The 16743-nt window shown below is 64.7% G+C and carries 13 protein-coding genes; 8 read left to right on the top strand and 5 right to left on the bottom strand.

Annotated elements, in window-relative coordinates; genetic code table 11:
* Positions 1-30: 30 nt before the first annotated feature.
* Both XI09_RS38865 and XI09_RS38860 read right to left on the bottom strand, forming a co-directional pair.
* A complete protein-coding gene (locus tag XI09_RS38865; protein ID WP_271571622.1) occupies positions 31-780 on the bottom strand; it encodes a F0F1 ATP synthase subunit A in 750 nt (249 codons plus the stop codon).
* Between the two features lie 112 nt (positions 781-892).
* A complete protein-coding gene (locus tag XI09_RS38860) occupies positions 893-1267 on the bottom strand; it encodes an AtpZ/AtpI family protein (protein WP_271571621.1) in 375 nt (124 codons plus the stop codon).
* Positions 1268-1342: 75 nt separating this feature from the next.
* Here XI09_RS38860 and XI09_RS38855 point away from each other — a divergent pair, with 75 nt between their 5' ends.
* From XI09_RS38855 to XI09_RS38845, 3 genes are all read left to right on the top strand, one after another.
* Positions 1343-1543 carry a hypothetical protein gene (locus XI09_RS38855; RefSeq protein ID WP_271571620.1) on the top strand — a complete coding sequence of 67 codons (201 nt, stop codon included), beginning with the start codon at positions 1343-1345 and terminating at the stop codon, positions 1541-1543.
* 82 nt (positions 1544-1625) lie between these two features.
* Entirely contained in the window at positions 1626-2147 is a 522-nt protein-coding gene (locus tag XI09_RS38850) for a hypothetical protein (RefSeq protein WP_271571619.1), read from the top strand.
* Between the two features lie 144 nt (positions 2148-2291).
* Positions 2292-2762, top strand: a complete 471-nt coding sequence (locus XI09_RS38845) for a secondary thiamine-phosphate synthase enzyme YjbQ (RefSeq protein ID WP_271571618.1) — start codon at positions 2292-2294, stop codon at positions 2760-2762.
* Positions 2763-2825: 63 nt separating this feature from the next.
* On the opposite strand, the gene XI09_RS38840 is transcribed toward XI09_RS38845, so the two are convergent.
* Positions 2826-4451, bottom strand: coding sequence for an MFS transporter (locus XI09_RS38840; RefSeq protein ID WP_271571617.1), 1626 nt, complete (start codon positions 4449-4451; stop codon positions 2826-2828).
* A 345-nt stretch (positions 4452-4796) separates the two neighbouring features.
* Between XI09_RS38840 and XI09_RS38835 the strand changes: the two genes are divergently transcribed.
* Positions 4797-5468 carry a response regulator gene (locus XI09_RS38835; RefSeq protein WP_271571616.1) on the top strand — a complete coding sequence of 224 codons (672 nt, stop codon included), beginning with the start codon at positions 4797-4799 and terminating at the stop codon, positions 5466-5468.
* A 111-nt stretch (positions 5469-5579) separates the two neighbouring features.
* Entirely contained in the window at positions 5580-7601 is a 2022-nt protein-coding gene (locus XI09_RS38830) for a DUF3857 domain-containing transglutaminase family protein (protein ID WP_271571615.1), read from the top strand.
* 87 nt (positions 7602-7688) lie between these two features.
* Here XI09_RS38830 and XI09_RS38825 read toward each other — a convergent pair whose 3' ends face one another.
* Positions 7689-10529 (bottom strand): ATP-binding protein, encoded by a 2841-nt coding sequence (locus XI09_RS38825; RefSeq protein ID WP_271571614.1) that lies wholly within the window; start codon positions 10527-10529, stop codon positions 7689-7691.
* 198 nt (positions 10530-10727) lie between these two features.
* Between XI09_RS38825 and XI09_RS38820 the strand changes: the two genes are divergently transcribed.
* The 3 genes from XI09_RS38820 to XI09_RS38810 all read left to right on the top strand — a co-directional run bounded on the left by XI09_RS38820 (position 10728) and on the right by XI09_RS38810 (position 12839).
* On the top strand, positions 10728-11147 hold the full coding sequence (locus XI09_RS38820; protein ID WP_271571613.1) for an organic hydroperoxide resistance protein: 420 nt from the start codon (positions 10728-10730) through the stop codon (positions 11145-11147).
* Between the two features lie 36 nt (positions 11148-11183).
* Positions 11184-12212 (top strand): alpha/beta fold hydrolase, encoded by a 1029-nt coding sequence (locus XI09_RS38815; protein ID WP_271571612.1) that lies wholly within the window; start codon positions 11184-11186, stop codon positions 12210-12212.
* Between the two features lie 72 nt (positions 12213-12284).
* The gene (locus XI09_RS38810; protein WP_271571611.1) at positions 12285-12839 is read left to right on the top strand and encodes a cytochrome P460 family protein; all 555 of its coding nucleotides are present in this window, start codon (positions 12285-12287) and stop codon (positions 12837-12839) included.
* A 39-nt stretch (positions 12840-12878) separates the two neighbouring features.
* Here the strand turns inward: XI09_RS38810 and XI09_RS38805 are convergent, their stop codons facing one another.
* A complete protein-coding gene (locus XI09_RS38805; RefSeq protein WP_271571610.1) occupies positions 12879-16388 on the bottom strand; it encodes a PAS domain-containing hybrid sensor histidine kinase/response regulator in 3510 nt (1169 codons plus the stop codon).
* Between the last annotated feature and the right edge of the window lie 355 nt (positions 16389-16743).

The raw sequence follows: 16743 nt of genomic DNA, 5'->3' as shown, positions 1-16743 counted from the left end.
TGGGTTGTGGGTGGAAATTCCCCGGACCGCTCAGTGTCCCGGATGAATGGCGTCGTTGAGGTAGATGCAGGTCAGGATCGCGAACACATAGGCCTGGAGGAACGCGACCAGCAGCTCCAGCGAGGTCAGCGCGACCGTGAGCGCCAGCGGCAGCACGCCGCCGACCCAGCCGAGGGCGCCGAGCGAGAAACCGAGCATGGCGACGAAGCCAGCGAACACCTTCAGCGCGATATGGCCGGCCAGCATGTTGGCGAAGAGACGGACGCTGTGGGAGACCGGCCGCAGGAAGAACGACAGGATCTCGATGAACATGACCAGCGGCAGGATGTAGATAGGGACGCCGTGGGGGACGAAAATCTTGAAGAACTTCAGGCCGTTCTTGTAGAGGCCGTAGATCAGGACGGTGAAGAACACCAGCAGCGCGAGCGCCGCGGTGACGATCAGGTGGCTCGACACCGTGAAGGTGTAGGGGATGATGCCCACCAGATTCGAGACGCAGATGAACATGAACAGCGAGAAGATCAGCGGGAAGAACTTCATGCCTTCCGCGCCGGCCGTCGAACGGATGGTCGAGGCGACGAATTCGTAGGAGATTTCGGCGACGGACTGGAGACGTCCGGGAACCAGCTGCGTGCCGCTGGCGAGCATCAGGATCGAGATCACCGCCACCGCCACCAGCATGTAGAGCGACGAATTGGTGAAGGCGATCGTGTGATTGCCGATATGGCCCAGGGTGAAGAGAGGCTCGATGTTGAACTGGTGGATCGGGTCGATTTTCATCAGCGCGGCATCTCTTGGTCTGCCGGGCAATGCCGGCGGGTCTCGGTCTGCCGGCCGGGCCGGCCCGTACCGGCAAAGCCGGCACGATCATTCCTCTCCTGGTGCGGACCAGCTACGAACCACCGCGTCTGTTCTGACCCGCGCCCGCCGTTCTCACCACATTCACCACGCCGGCGACGAAGCCCAGCAGCAGGAACACGATAAATCCGAAAGGCGACGTCGACAGCAAGCGGTCGAACCCCCAGCCAATCCCCGCCCCGACAACGACCCCGGCGACCAACTCGGAGGATAACCGGAAACCAAGCGCCATCGCCGAGGCTCTGGCCGCTCTGTCTTCACCGTCACCTGCGGGTTGCTCGGTCTTGATCCGTCGGTCGCGAAGTTCGGACAAACGTTGATCAAGATTTCCGAGCCGTTCGGAAAGCGCAGCTTCCTCGGGCGATCTATCGCGATCTCCATTCTCGCCGTGTCCCGTGCCCTGTGTCATGCAACGAAGACCCGAAACACCGCGGCTGAATGGAAATTACGCCCGCCACCCTCAAAAGCCGCGCGGACCATACTGATGGCCCATAATCAAGTCAAGCCAAGTCACGATTGCGTCGCTTTCCGTTATGTGTCTGATTTATTTGATGATATCGGCCTGCGCGGCAGCGCTGCACACAGCGTGACGCCGCACCGCAGCAGCTCTCCTCATGATCGGTGGATGCGGCCGCCATTTCGCCGTGCTGCCGGGATCAAACGGGCCGCCGGAATCGTTGATTAGGGCGCGTGCTTTTGGCGGCGGTTGGCCTCGCCGGGGTGTAGAATTGCAGATGTGCCACCCGCGCGTCGTGGCGGAGAGTGCGATGAGACCAGCGACGTCCTCCACAACATCATGGTTTGCGGCAGCGGTGCTTGCCGCGGTGATGGCAACCAGCGGCGGTCTCGTTGTCGCCCAATCTGCCCCCGACAGCGAAAACAGCCGCTACAGCATGACACCGATCCCCGAGGGCGTGCTGCGGCTCGACAGCCGCACCGGTACGGTGTCGACCTGCACCAAGAACGGCGCCGGCTGGGCCTGCTACGCGGTGCCCGACGAACGTAGCGCGCTCGACGCCGAGATCGGCAGGCTCCAGGCCGAAGTCGAGAAGCTGAAGGGACAGATCGCGGCGGGACCGACCGTATCGGGCAAGATCGACGAGGCGCTGCCGAAATCCGACCCGCTCAAGAAAGCGGATCCGAAGGTCGCCGAGGGCGACCGCAAGATCGAGATCCCGCTGCCGAGCGATCAGGACATCGACCGTGTGATGTCGTTCCTGGAAAAGGCCTGGCGTCGGCTGATCGACATGGCCAACCGCGTGCAGAAGGACGTGTCGGGGAAGATCTGACGGATGTCGTCCTGGCGAAGGCCAGGACCCATACGCCGTGGCTTCTCTGTTTTTGGCGGTGCACGTTGCCACTCTTTTCGCACTCGCAGGCATTTGGGGTAATGGGTCCTGGCCTTCGCCAGGACGACATCAAGAGAAGCTCTGATGACATCAGCCAAATCCATCACGCGCTCGGAGCCATCCTCGGTGCAAGTGACCAGCATCGCATCGTCGCTGCTGACCGTGCAGACGCCGGGGCGCGGCTTCACCGATCTCACCAGCGAGGCTGCGAAATTCATCGCCGAGGCCCGCGCGTGCGACGGCGCGCTGACGCTGTTCATCCGTCACACCTCGGCTTCTCTGACGATCCAGGAAAACGCCGACCCCTCCGTGCTTGTTGATCTCACCACCGCGCTATCCAGGCTCGCGCCGGAGAATGCCGGCTGGACCCACGACACCGAGGGGCCCGACGACATGCCCGGACATATCAAGACGATGCTGACGCAGACCTCGCTTCAGGTCCCGGTCCTGAACGGCAGGCTCGCGCTTGGCACCTGGCAGGCGATCTATCTGATCGAGCATCGCGCCCGCCCGCACCGGCGCGAGGTGGTGCTGCAATTCATCGGCAGCAATTAGCAGGCACAAAAAACCGGCCGCGGAGACCGCGGCCGGTTGGTGTTGGTTGATCGTTGCTTGCGATCAGTTCGACTTGATGTCGACGTCCTTGGTCTCCGGCAGGAACAGGAAACCGACCACGGCGGTGATCACCGCGAACAAGATCGGATACCAGAGACCCGCATAGATATCGCCCGTCGAGGCCACGATCGCGAATGCGGTCGCCGGCAACAGTCCGCCGAACCAGCCGTTGCCGATGTGGTAGGGCAGCGACATCGAGGTGTAGCGGATCTTGGTCGGGAACAGTTCGACCAGCATCGCCGCGATCGGCCCGTAGACCATGGTGACGAAGATCACCAGGATGAACAGGAGGCCAATGATTGCCGCGACCTGCGGGCGGAAAATGTCGAACGGATTCGACATCTTCACGATGCCGGCGTCACCCGCCTTCGGGTAGCCGGCCGCCTGCACCGCAGCGAGCACCGCCGCGTTGCTGTCCTTGGCGTTGGCGTAGACTACGTCCTTGCCGTTGACCGCGACCTTCACGCCGGAACCGGCTGCGCCATAGGTCGTCGAATACTTCACAGACGATTTGGCGAGGAAGTCGCGCGCGGTGTCGCAAGGCGTGGTGAACACGCGGGTGCCGATCGGGTTGAACAGATTGCCGCAGCCTTCGGGATCGGCCACCACCTCGACCTTGGCCTGCTCGATCGCCTTCTCCAGCGCCGGGTTGGCGTTGCTGGTGATCATCTTGAAGATCGGGAAGAAGGTCAGCGCCGCGATCAGGCAGCCGCCGAGGATGATCGGCTTGCGGCCAATCTTGTCGGACAGAACGCCGAACACGATGAAGAAGCCGGTGCCGAGCAGCAGCGACCAGGCGATCAGCAGGTTGGCGGTATAGCCGTCGACCTTCAGGATCGATTGCAGGAAGAACAGCGCGTAGAACTGGCCGGTGTACCAGACCACGCCCTGGCCCATCGTGCCGCCGAGCAGCGCGAGCAGCACGAGCTTGCCGTTCTGCCAGTTGGCGAAGGCCTCCGTCAGCGGCGCCTTCGAGCTCTTGCCCTCGTCCTTCATCTTCTGGAAAATCGGCGATTCATTGAGGCGGAGCCGGATCCAGACCGAGACGCCGAGCAGCAGCACCGACACCAGGAACGGGATGCGCCAACCCCAGGCCGCGAAATCGGCTTCGCCGGTCGCGGTGCGGGTGAACAGGATCACCAGCAGCGACAGGAACAGGCCGAGCGTTGCCGTGGTCTGGATGAAGGAGGTGTAGTAGCCGCGCTTGCCGTTGGGGGCATGCTCCGCGACATAGGTCGCTGCACCGCCATATTCACCGCCGAGCGCGAGGCCCTGGGCGAGGCGCAGCGCGATCAGGATGATCGGGGCCGCGATGCCGATCGTCGCGGCATTCGGCAGCAGGCCGACGATGAAGGTCGACAGACCCATGATCAGGATGGTGACGAGGAAGGTGTACTTCCGGCCGACGATGTCGCCGATGCGGCCGAATACGATTGCGCCGAACGGGCGCACCAGGAAGCCCGCGGCGAACGCCAGCAGCGCGAAGATATCGCGGGTTGCCGGCGGGTAGGCCGAGAAGAACTGCGCGCCGATAATGCTGGCCAGCGAGCCGTAAAGGTAAAAATCGTACCACTCGAAGACGGTACCCAGCGAGGAGGCGAGAATGACGAACCGTTCGTCCTTCGTCATACCTCCTGCGCCAGATTGAGACACAGCCATTGTCGACATGTTGAGTCGCTCCCCGAAAAAATGCGTTTCCTCGCGCCCCGGATGCCCGGTCATGCCGGATCAGCCCAGGTCTTGGATCCAAGGTAACATCGGCGTGAAACCCGCCCCAATACGACTTTCGGCCTTGCACACTGACGCGCGCCTGACGCTGCGGTATCGGACGCCGGTGTGCAGCTGCGAAGGCTTCGGGATTAACCCCTTTGCAGCAAAGGGATAAAGTGCACTTGCATGCCACGGCCGGGCAGGGAAGAATTGACCAGCCGCGGCATCGACTCGCCGGCCGGCGCGAACGACAGCAAGAGAACGATGAACGCTCCCTCGACCCATCTCGTCATTGCCGATGATCATCCCCTGTTCCGCGATGCTCTGCGGCAGGCGGTGGCGAGCGTCCTGACCTCGGCCAGGATCGACGAGGCCGGATCGTTCGAGGATCTGACCAAGCTGCTGGAACAGACCTCCGACGTCGACCTGATCCTGCTCGACCTCTCGATGCCCGGGATCTCCGGCTTTTCCGGCCTGATCTATCTGCGCGCGCAATATCCGGCGATCCCGGTGGTGATCGTCTCGGCCTCCGACGACAGCGCGACGATCCGCCGCTCGCTCGATTTCGGCGCCTCCGGTTTCATCCCGAAGCGTTTCGGCGTCGAGACGCTGCGCGACGCCATCCTCAAGGTTATGGAGGGGGACGTCTGGGTTCCCGCCGACACCGACCTGTCGGCTGCCTCGGACCCCGACATGACGCGCCTGCGCGACCGCCTGGTGACGTTGACGCCGCAGCAGGTCCGGGTCCTGATGATGCTGTCGGAGGGGCTGCTCAACAAGCAGATCGCCTACGAGCTCGGCGTCTCCGAGGCCACCATCAAGGCGCATGTCTCGGCGATCCTGCAAAAGCTCGGCGTCGAGAGCCGGACGCAGGCGGTGATTGCCGCTGCGAAGATCGCCGGCGGCCAGTGGAGGCAGGGCGCGCCGACGGGGTAGTCCGGTTCAGGTTCATCCCTTCTGCGGGGAATCTCCGGCTTCGCATGTTGTGTTGCGGTAGCCATTTGCTACAACCTCCGCGTCAAGATGGATTTCGTTCGGAGTAGGGGCGTGGGGTTGGAATGGAGTGCGCGTGATCTCGTTCATTGCGCGCCGCTGCCGGATTGGGTGGATCACCAGGCTTACCGAAGCGAAATTCCCGAAACGGACGTTTCCTGCGTTGCCGGCGGTCTTTGTCGGCTGCTCTATGATTCGCAGCTTGATCTGCGCAATTCCGAGCAGGCTTGGCATCACCGCACCGTCCAGCGGGTCCTGACTCGGGAAGGCGCAGAACGTGCCGCGCATGTGGTCGTCGAGTTCGATCCCGGCTACCAGCGCATTGAGGTCCACTTCGCCCGGGTCTTGCGTGGTGCTGAGGTTATCGATCATGCCAGGGCCGATGCTTTCCAATTGCTTCGGCGCGAGACCAATTTGGAACGGCTTATCTTCGACGGGCGCTTGACCGCGTCGTTGCTGATTCCGGATGTTCGGATCGGCGACATCGTCGACCTCGCGGTCACCGTCTATGGCAACGTTCCGGTCCTGGGGCGACGCCATGCCGCGTGGGTTGTCTTCGATTCCTTCAATCCGTGCTTCGAGCACCGGCACAGACTCCTGCGACCTCTGGAGCGGAATGTCACCGCGAAGACCTTTAACGATCCGCCCGCTCCGGCTGTTGCCATAGATGGGCAGACCGAGGATGTCCGCTGGCAGATGACCGGGCAGGAGCGTCGCGCCATCGAGGCGCTGACGCCGCCTTGGGAGCTGCTGCGCCCAACACTGCAGTTCAGCGAGTTCGAGAGCTGGAACGACGTCGCAAGTCTTCTCGCGCCATTCTATGAGGACGCTGAACTTCCGCCTGCGCTTGCAGAGGAGGTCGATCGCCTCGCAGGGGCGCATCCGGAGCTCGATCGACGTGCTGTCGAGTGGTTGCGCTTCGTGCAGCGGGAACTGCGCTATTTCGCATTTTCGCTGGGCGAGGGCGGGCTGACTCCGCGCGCCCTCGACACGATCTGGAGCACTCGCTTCGGGGACTGCAAGGATGCGGCAACCGTTTATGTTGCCGGCGCCCGGCGGATGGGACTGGATGCCTGCGCGGCCCTGGTTTCGACGACACACGGTAACTCCCTGAACCGGTTTCTCCCTAGCTCGGCCGTGTTCGATCACTGCATCGTTCGCCTGCGGCTGGATGCGAGGACCTACTGGCTCGACCCGACAGCCAGCGTTCAGTCCGGTACCCTCAAGAACGTCTTCCAGCCGCATATCGGATGGGGGCTCCCGCTGTCGCAAGAGACAGTCGGGTTGGAAGAACTCGGGGGCGGTGCGGCTCTCCACATCCTGCATTGGGAAGACGACATCACGGTCGGACCGAAGGTGACGTCTCCGGTGATCGTCAGGCGCAAGATCGACTATTCCTTCTGGGCCGCCGACGCGATACGGAATCGCTTCGCCAACGATGGCCCAAGCGCATTTGCCCAGGCTATGCTGCGTGACCTGCAGGAGTTCTGGCCCGGCGCCGCCGAGGCCGCTCCGATGGAGATTCAGGACGACAAGGATCGCAACACGATCACGTTGAGTTTGAACTACGAGGTTCGTGATTGCTGGAAGCCCGCCGATGACGGATCGCAACTGAAGCTTGTGGTTTCCCGCGCATTGGGCGCAGAGCTGCAACCTCTTCCAGGCGAGCGCCGCGAGAGCGACATCGCGCTCGGTCGTCCTCGCAAAATGACAGCATTCATCCAGCTGAACATGCCGAGTCGTTGGCGTGGCGACGGCTGGTTGCTTCGGCTCGAAGCATCCGCTGTCAGTTTTATCGACCGATCATTGGTGAATGGGCGAACGGTAACGGCATCCCAGGAACTGGTGATTGATGCCTGGTCGATCGCCGGCGCCGAAGTCCAAGCCTACAACGACATCGCGAAGAAGCTTCGGGAAAATCTGTTCATCCTCACAGGCAGCCAGCAGTTCGGCAGGATTCGACAATGGTTGAGTCTAAAGACGCGTTTCCTGATCGCATTCCGCCTCATCTGGTATGTCGTGTGGGGTGGTTGGGTGCTGATCTTCCTGATCAGTATTCTGTTTGCACGACGGTGATCGTTGGATGCAATTCACGCATCGCGTGACAGGCTTTCTGCCCATGACCCGCCTGCGCGACTGCCTGGTGACGAATTGATACTGGCCTTACAATATCGCCAACAGTTCTTTGGCGGTCCTGATATCCGCCGTCTCAGAGTCTTCGACGAAACCTTCGAGCGCCGGTTGAAGCAATCGCTTTGCTTCCTTGCCACGGCGCCGTTCGGCGAGAAGCTGTGCAAGATCGATTGACGCTCGCAGCTCCCAGGCTTTCGCGCCCTTGTCGCGACTGCGCTGCAGCGACTGCATGAGGCAGGTCTCTGCTTCCCCGGTGTTCGGCTCCGGAAGCGATAGCAACACCTTGGCTCTCATGCGCAGCAGCTCGGGCACGTACAAATTATCGCCGCTCTGCTCGACGAGACTGATCGCGTCGTCGATCAGGCGCGCGCTTTGCTCGACCTGCCCCAGTGCCAACAAGCCTTGTACCAGCGCGATATTGAACGTCGTGGTGAGCAGCTCATAGCCGGCGTCGTGCAGCTCGCGCAGACACGCGCGTATCGTCTCCACGCCGCCTGCGGCGTCGCCGCGGCGGATCGCCAGCTCGCCTTTGACGCCTCGGCCCACCGCAAGGTAGGGGCCCATCGAGTGCGATTCGGCATGCGCGATGAAGTGGTCGATGCTCTCTTCCGCATCGTCGAGCTCTCCGCTCCAGAGGTCGATCGAGACCAGCCATATCAGCGCGATGCAGAGCGTGATCGGATGGTCCATCTGCGCGGCCTCGGCGACGGTCTGTCGCGCCAGTTGCCGCGCATCTCCGGGCCGGCCCTGCAGCCAAAGCTCTCGCGCGAGCGAGATGCCGGCCCGGTTGCGGTGATCGAAGCCATGGACCGTGCTGATCCGTTCCGTACCCGGACCCTGCCAGGCAGCCTCCAGCATGTTCAGCGCGTCGCGATGCTCGCCGGCCAGATGCAGCGAGACACCCAGGAGCGAATGGGCGAGTCCGATGGACGCGGCATCGCCCAGCGTTTCGGCGACCGTGAGGCTCTGCCGTGCGTAGCCAAGCGCGGCATCGAACTGTCCCATCCGCTCGTGGAAGATATGCATGCGGCCGAGCAGCTGGAGCTGGTTCGGCGCGTCGCCGCGCGCCTCCGCGATCGCAAGGCTTCTGCTCAAGGCGCCGCGCGCCGCTTCGCTGCTGCCGCGCGTGAACATCAGGGTCAGTCCGAGGGCGGCCTGGATATGCATCTCCTCGGCGCCGCCGTGCGTGGAAGGATCGATCGCAAGCAGCGCCCGTTCCGACCAGCGCCGGCATTCGATCAGCAGTGACATCGCGAGAAAGATGGGAGCGGCCGCAGCGGCGAGCGCAACGCCGATGCCTGCATCGCCGTTCGCGCCAAAACACCAGTCCAGCGCGGCGCGCACGTTGTGAAGCGCGGAGAAGTGGATCGCGCGTTCATCGGCGCTCGGCACCGTCGCCCATGTCGTACCGGCCTGTTCCAGCCATCGCCGGTAGTAGCTCGCGTGACGGGCCGCCAGCGCCGCGTCATCAGGCTCGATCTCGAGCAGATAGGCGCGCGTGGTGTCGAGCAGCCGGTAGCGCATCATCGCGCCGATCGGTCGCGGCGCGACCATCGACTTGGCGACGAGGCTGTCGATGGCGTCGAACAGGCCGGCGCGGTCGACACGGTCGTCCGGCACGACCTCGAGCGCGGCGTCGATGGTGAAATGGCCGGCGAAGACCGCGAGCCTGCGCAGCACGAGGCGCTCGATGTCGGACAGCAGCCCGTAGCTCCAGTCCAGCGTCGCCTGCAATGTCTTCTGCCGCGGCGGCGCGGTGCGCTGCCCCTGCCACAGCAGATTGAGGCGTTCGTCGAGCAGGGCCGCCGTCTGCTCCAGGCCGTAGGCTTCGACCCGGCCGGCGGCGAGCTCGATCGCCAGGGCCATGCCGTCGAGCCTGCGGCAGATGCCGGCGACGATCGCAGCATTGCCATCGTCGAGCGCGATCTGCGCGCCGCCGGCGGCCGCCCGCTCGAGGAACAGCTGAAGCGCGGGATAGGTCTGTGCGACGGCCGCCGTCAGTCCGGCACCGTCAGGCGGAACGGCAAGCGGTGCCAGTCGATAGACCTGCTCGCCCTCGACGCGCAGGGCTTCGCGGCTCGTGGCCAGGATATGGACATGCGGCGCGGCGTGGAAGATCTCCGCTGCCAGCGGTGCTGCGGCGGCGATGACGTGCTCGCAATTGTCGAGGATGAGCAGCATCCTCTTGTCCCGGAGATGCGTGAGCAACGCGGGCATCGGGTCGTCAGTCTGGGCTGGCAGACCCAGCATCAGCAGGATCGAGGTGATCACGAGATCGGGATCGCTCAGAGCGGCAAGGTCAACAAAGTGTGCGGCGTCGGCGAAGGTCTCGAGCAGATCGTGAGCGACCGCAACCGCAACGGCGGTCTTGCCGACGCCGCCCGGGCCGACGATCGTGACGAAACGCGAGGTGATGAGCCTGTCCGAGATGGCCGCGACCACTTCGTCGCGTCCGACCATCCGTTGCAGCCGGTTCGGCAGTTTCACGGGCGGCAGTTCCATCCGCGATGCGGGGCGCCGCTCCGCCGGAATAACCGTTTGCGAGATCGGCGCCACGAAGCAATAGCCGCGGCCGGAGAGCGTGGTGATGTAGCGGGCGCCGTCCTTGCCGTCGCCGAGGACCTTACGCAGCGCTGCGACATGAAAGCGCAGATTGGCCTCCTCGACGGCCATGCCGGGCCACACCAGCGCCATCAGATCCCACTTGCTGACGACCTCGTTCGGCCGCGACATCAGCGCGATCAGCGTGTCGAAGGCTTTCGTGCCGAGCGGCAGCGCGACGCCCTCGCGCGTCACGAGCCTTTCGCGCGGCGTCACGGTGAATGGCCCGAACGACAGGGGTCCTGCCGTAGGTGCAGCCGGCTCAGTCATGGCGAGATCTTGGTCCTTGCGAATGGACCGGATAGCCAGATGATCGCGATCCGGCAAGGCCGCTCCTGCATCGGCGTCAGACCGCGCATGCAGGCCTCATGAGGCACGCAGGCGGGGATCTCACAACTTCTCACAAGTCCAAACGGGTGTCCTGCGACAGCCGCTGCTAGTCAGTTGCGCGACGGCGAGGAGACTTTCATGACGCAAGCGGCAAAACTGCTCTACACGGCCCGAACCCACACCAGCGGCGGACGGCAGGACGGCATGTCCCGCAGCTCGGACGGCCGTCTCGATGTGCGGCTCTCGCCGCCGGGCGGCGCCGGCATCGGCACCAATCCCGAACAGTTGTTCGCGGCCGGCTGGTCGGCCTGCTTCGAAGGCGCCATGGAGATCGCGGCGCGCAAGCGGAAGATCACGCTTCCCAGGAAATGCGCGATCGACGCGGAGATCGACCTCCTTCTCGACGAGGGCACTTACTCCCTCCGGGCCCGCCTCAATGTCAGCCTGCCGGGCCTCGATCGCGAGGTCGCGCGCGACATCGTCGATGAGGCGCACCAGACCTGCCCCTATTCCAAGGCCGTCCGCGGCAATATCGACGTCGCGGTCGCGCTGATCTGACGAACCATCTCCGACCATCAACAAGGCAGCACCATCATGAAGCAGCTCATCGACCAGCATCGCCGCAAGTTTTTTGGCATCGCCGCCGGAACCGTCGCCGTCGGTCTTGGCGTGGTGGACCTCGCCCGCGCTGAAACGGAGGCGCCGCGATCTTCCGCATCGCATGCGTCCTTCGGCACGATCAAGCAGATCGACGCCGGCGTCCTCAATGTCGGCTATGCCGAGGCTGGCCCGTCGAACGGTCCCGTCGCGATCCTGCTGCACGGCTGGCCCTATGACATTCACGCCTTCGTCGATGTCGCGCCGATCCTGGCGCAGGCCGGCTATCGCGTCATCATCCCTTACCTGCGCGGCTACGGCACGACGCACTTCCTCTCCAGCGAGAGCCCTCGCAACGGCGAGCCTGCCGCGATGGCCGCCGACATCATCGCGCTGATGGACGCGCTCGACATCAAGAAGGCGGTCGTCGCCGGCTTCGACTGGGGCGCGCGTACCGCCGACATCATCGCCGCGCTGTGGCCGGATCGCTGCCGCGCGCTGGTGTCGGTCAGCGGCTATCTGATTTCCAGCCAGGCCGCCGGCAACGCGCCGCTGCCGCCGCAGGCCGAGCTGCAATGGTGGTACCAGTTCTATTTCGCGACCGAGCGCGGCCGCGCCGGATACGAGAAGTACACGCACGATTTCGCAAAACTGATCTGGAAGCTCGCCTCGCCGCAGTGGAAGTTCGACGATGCCACCTTCGACCGCAGCGCGGCGGCGCTGGACAACAAGGATCATGTCGCGATCACGATCCACAATTACCGCTGGCGGCTCGGGCTCGCCCAGGGCGAGGCGAAATACGAACATCTCGAAAAGAAGCTCGCGGCGGCTCCGCTGATCGACGTGCCGACGATCACGATGGAAGGCGACGCCAACGGCGCGCCGCACCCCGACGTCAGCGCTTTCGCCAAGAAGTTCTCGGGCCGGTTCGAGCATCGCCTGATCACCGGCGGCATCGGCCACAATCTGCCCCAGGAAGCACCACAAGCCTTTGCCAAGGCCGTCGTCGACGCCGACGGCGCCTGAGGATCCGTCAGCACCTCGGTCCAGCCGGGCTGGACCGAGGTTCATCCGTTGATCCCAGCTTGATGAAACGTCATGACGCCAACTGAACGTGCAAAGAAAAGATTCTCCTTCACCACGGCGATCGTCCTTGCCGCGCTCCTCCTCGTCGTTCTCCTGACCTGCGTGCCGTACCTCGTCTCGATCGCGCTGGCGGAGGGCCCCGCGACAGCCGATGCCTCGCCGATCTTCGGCGTCACGATTCCCGCGGGCTACAAGCAGTGGGAGCTGGTCGCACCGGCCGAAGAGGCCGCGCCGCTCGACGAGCTTCGCGCGGTCGTCGGCAACCAGGTGGCAATCGACGCCTATCAGGCCGGAACGCTTCCGTTCCCGGACGGCACCATTCTGGTCAAGCGCGCCTGGAAGCGGAAACCGTCACCGGAATTCGCGTCCGCGACGATTCCCGGCGCTGCCACCACGGTCCAGGTGATGGTCAAGGATTCAAGGAAATATGCCTCCACCGGCGGCTGGGGTTTTGGCCGCTTCGTCAACGGCAAGCCGGTCGACGAAGCCCAGCACCGCACCTGCTTCGCCTGCCACGAGGCCCGGGCCAAAGGGCACGACTACGTCTTCACGCGGCTCGCGCCCTGAGTTGCGAAGGCGGGCCGGGCGGTCGCCAGCAGGCCTGTCTCACTCCGCCGCCACCATCTGCTGCGTGCGCCACTGCCCGAGCAGGGCGCGCAGCGAGGCCGGCTTCACCGGCTTGTTCAGCACGGCGATCTTCTCGTCGCGCGCGGCCAGCTGCACGGCGGGGCTGCGGTCGGCGGTGATCAGGATCGCAGGAATGGCGTCGCCGAAGCGGCGGCGGATGTCGCGGATCGCGGCGATGCCGTTGCCGCGGTCGAGATGATAGTCGACGAGCAGCCCGGTGACGCGCTTGCCCGCAGCTTCGATCGCGGCAATCGCGCCTTCGGGATCGGCGACCGCGATCACCTCGGCGTCCCAGGCCTTCAAGAGCGTGCGCATGCCGTCGAGGATGGCGGCATCGTTCTCGATGCAGACGATCAGCGCGCCCGCGATCGGCGTGCGCGCCAGCGGCGTCGCGCTGGTCACGGCGGCGGTGAGGGTGATCGCCTTCGCCGTCGGCACCGTCACCGAGAATACCGAGCCGCCGCTCACATTGGCGTCGATGGCAATGCCGTGGTTGAGCACGCGCGCCAGCCGTTCGACGATCGAGAGGCCAAGGCCGAGACCGCGCGCGATCCGCGCGCCCTGCTCGAGGCGATGGAACTCCTTGAAGATCTCGCCGCGCTTGACCGTGGGGATGCCGACGCCGGTGTCGTAGACGCAGATCTTGAGCGAGGCGCCGCGGCGGTGGCAGCCGACCAGCACGCGGCCGCGCGGGGTGTACTTGATCGCGTTCGAGATCAGGTTCTGGAGCAGGCGCCGCAGCAGGAGACGGTCCGACTCCACCGGCAGCGAGCAGGGCACGAAGGTGAGATCGAGGCCCTTGGCGCGCGCGATCGGCGCGAACTCGATCTCCAGCGAGCGCATCAGATCGGCCATCTTGAAGCTCGAGATCGAGGTCGCCATCGCGCCGGCGTCCAGCCGGGAGATGTCGAGCAGCGCGCCGAGGATTTCCTCGATCGCCTGGAGCGATTCGTCGATGTTCTCGACCAGCCGCGTCTCCTCGCCGCTGTGCTGGCGTTCGACCAGGCTGGTGACATAGAGCCGCGCCGCGTTCAGCGGCTGGAGGATGTCGTGACTGGCGGCGGCGAGGAACCGCGTCTTGGAGATGCTGGCGTCTTCCGCCGTGCTCTTGGCCAGCGCCAGCTCGGAGTTCAGCCGGGTCAGCTCTTCGGTGCGGTCGCGCACCCTTTTTTCCAGCGTCGCATTGGCGCGCTCCAGCGCTTCCGCGGCCTCGAAGGTGGGCGTGACGTCGGTGAAGGTGATGACGAAGCCGCTGCCGGGCATGCGGTTGGTGAGCACCTCGATCACCATGTGGCGGTCCGGCAGGCGCTCGAGATAGGGCTCGCTGTCGGTGGTATAGGCGGCAAGCCGCCGCTCCAGCATGGCCTCGCGCTCGATCGGATCGGCCGGATTGCTGACGTCCATGAATTCCAGGATTTCGCGAAGCGGCGTGCCGAACTGGATGAGATGTGGTGGCACGTTGAGGAGATCGCCGAATTGCCGGTTGGAGCAGATCAGTTGCAGGTCGTCGTCGAACACCGCGATGCCCTGGCGCACATGGTTGAGCGCGGTCTGGAGGATCTCGCGGTTGAAATGCAGCGCCGCATGCGAATCGTCGAGCAGTTTCAGCGCGGCTTTGGCGGAGACCGTCCGCTTGCGCAGCAGCAGCGACATCACGAGGCGCGAGGATGCAGCTCCAATCGAGGAGGCGATCAGGTGCTCGGCGTGCTGCAGCAGCTCGAAATCGGCGGGCGCTGCCGGCTCGAGCCGCACATTGCGCCGTGCCGAGAAGGCCTCGAACGAATGCCGCGCGCGGTCGGGCCCGAGATATTGCGCCACCGTGGTCTGGATGTCCTGCACGGTGACGGTGGTGCGCCAGCGGCGGAAATTCGGGGAGATCGGCGCGAGCGTGTCGGGCACGAACAGATCGGCCTGCACCAGCTCGATGGACGAGGGCCGCCGTGCCAGCGACAGCAGCACATAAGTGAGGATGTTGAGCGACAGCGACCAGATGACGCCGTGCATCAGCGGCGGCAGGTCGGCGCCGAACAGAGCCTGCGGCCGCAGCGCCTCGATCCCGAACGGGCCGTGCTGGAGCAGCAGGATGCCTGCGGTCGAGGAATCTATGAAGCTCGGAATGAACAGCGTGTAGAGCCACACTGCGAAGCCGACCAGCATGCCGCCGATCGCGCCGCGCGCGGTCGCCCGCCGCCACAACAGCCCGCCGAAGAAGCTCGGCGCGAGCTGGCCGATGGCGGCAAAGGACAAGAGGCCGATCGCGACAAGCTGGGTGTTGCCGAGCGCGCGATAGTAGAAATAGGCCATCACCATGATGGCGAAGATCGCGAGCCGGCGCGAGCGCAGCAGGAAGTCGCTGAAATCGGCGCCGCCGGTGCGTCCCTCCGGCCGCCGTTGCAGCACCAGGGGCACCACGAGGTCGTTCGAGACCATGATGGAGAGCGCGACGCATTCGACGATCACCATCGCGGTTGCCGCCGACAGGCCGCCGACGAAGATGGCGACGCTGAGCAGATCCGCGCCGCCCTCTATCGGCAGCGCCAGCACGTACATGTCGGGGTCGGCCGTGCCGAAGGGAAAGCTGACCAGGCCGGCGATCGCGATCGGGATCACGAACAGGTTGATGGCGACGAGATAGAGCGGAAACAGCCAGCGCGCGCGGCCGACCTCGGCATCGGAGGAATTCTCCACCACGCTGACATGGAACTGGCGCGGCAGCAGCATGATCGCGCACAGCGACAGCAGCGTCATGGTCAGGAAGTTGCCGATCGACGGCGAATAATTGATGGCGCGCACCGCCTCCGGCGTCTTCATCGCCCGCTCGATCAATTCATGCGGCGAGAACATCCAGAAGGTGACGAAGATACCGGCGGCGAGGAAGGCGACCAGCTTGACGATGGATTCGGTCGCGACCGCCAGCATCAGGCCGTGCTGATGCTCGGTGGCGTCGGTTTGCCGCGTGCCGAACAGCACGGCGAAGGCCGCCATCGCCAACGTCACCATCAGCGCCATGTCGCCGAGGATCGGGATGTGGGAGAAAGCCTGATCCTCGCTCAGGATCGTCCCCAGCGAGGAGGCGACCGCCTTGAGCTGGAGCGCGATGTAGGGCACCGAGCCGATGATCGCGATCAGCGCCACGGTCGCCGCCACCGCCTGGCTCTTGCCGTAGCGGGCGCCGATGAAGTCGGCGATCGAGGTGATGTTGTGGGCCTTGGCGAGCTGGATCACGCGGCGCAGTACGCCGGCGCCGAGCCCGATCATCAGGATCGGGCCGACATAGATGGCGAGGAAGTCGGTGGATGTGCGGGTGGCAAAACCGACCGAGCCGAAGAAGGTCCAGGAGGTGCAGTAGATCGCCAGCGACAGCGGATAGATCAGCCCGGAGGCACGTCCGCGCCCGGCCGGCGAGCGGCGGTCGCCATGGCTCGCCACCAGGAACAGGAAGCCGATATAGCCAAAGGCGGCGGCAATCACGCCCCAGTCGTGCAGCATGGCGAGCGTGCTTCTCCCTGGGCGCGACGGCGCCCGATCTCATTTTCCCTGCAAATCTAGCGCGTTGGATGGGCGCAAGCGACAGCGAAATGCCGTGCCGGGGCGGGAACTGGGGTTGTCGTTAAGGTGGTCGCTTGAGGCTCACCGAGAGAGTCCCCGTGTGGCACCCCCCTCCCTGCCCCTCCCCCGCAAGGGGGGAGGGAACGGAGAACACCGCTTGTTGTGACAAAGGCGACACCAACACGGGGTCGAGCAGTTGCGCTTAATCGGTGTGAGGCAGCCACAACCGTCTCGCTCCCTCCCCCCTTGTGGGGGAGGGTTGGGGAGGGGGGTGCCCCGGGGACGGTATGTGTTG

The organism is Bradyrhizobium sp. CCBAU 11386 (assembly GCF_028128955.1).
In the GTDB taxonomy this organism is placed as follows: domain Bacteria; phylum Pseudomonadota; class Alphaproteobacteria; order Rhizobiales; family Xanthobacteraceae; genus Bradyrhizobium.
Note: the sequence above shows the minus strand (reverse complement) of the source record. Positions and strands in the feature narration are given on the sequence as shown.

Bases quoted from the DNA above. Each gene is read 5' to 3' on its own strand.
- XI09_RS38860 (WP_271571621.1), bottom strand. From the start codon at position 1,267: ATGACACAGGGCACGGGACACGGCGAGAATGGAGATCGCGATAGATCG.
- XI09_RS38810 (WP_271571611.1), top strand. From the start codon at position 12,285: ATGACGCCAACTGAACGTGCAAAGAAAAGATTCTCCTTCACCACGGCG.
- XI09_RS38845 (WP_271571618.1), top strand. From the start codon at position 2,292: ATGACATCAGCCAAATCCATCACGCGCTCGGAGCCATCCTCGGTGCAA.
- XI09_RS38820 (WP_271571613.1), top strand. From the start codon at position 10,728: ATGACGCAAGCGGCAAAACTGCTCTACACGGCCCGAACCCACACCAGC.
- XI09_RS38850 (WP_271571619.1), top strand. From the start codon at position 1,626: ATGAGACCAGCGACGTCCTCCACAACATCATGGTTTGCGGCAGCGGTG.
- XI09_RS38855 (WP_271571620.1), top strand. From the start codon at position 1,343: ATGGCCCATAATCAAGTCAAGCCAAGTCACGATTGCGTCGCTTTCCGT.
- XI09_RS38840 (WP_271571617.1), bottom strand. From the start codon at position 4,451: ATGACGAAGGACGAACGGTTCGTCATTCTCGCCTCCTCGCTGGGTACC.
- XI09_RS38805 (WP_271571610.1), bottom strand. From the start codon at position 16,388: ATGCTGCACGACTGGGGCGTGATTGCCGCCGCCTTTGGCTATATCGGC.
- XI09_RS38835 (WP_271571616.1), top strand. From the start codon at position 4,797: ATGAACGCTCCCTCGACCCATCTCGTCATTGCCGATGATCATCCCCTG.
- XI09_RS38825 (WP_271571614.1), bottom strand. From the start codon at position 10,529: ATGACTGAGCCGGCTGCACCTACGGCAGGACCCCTGTCGTTCGGGCCA.
- XI09_RS38815 (WP_271571612.1), top strand. From the start codon at position 11,184: ATGAAGCAGCTCATCGACCAGCATCGCCGCAAGTTTTTTGGCATCGCC.
- XI09_RS38865 (WP_271571622.1), bottom strand. From the start codon at position 780: ATGAAAATCGACCCGATCCACCAGTTCAACATCGAGCCTCTCTTCACC.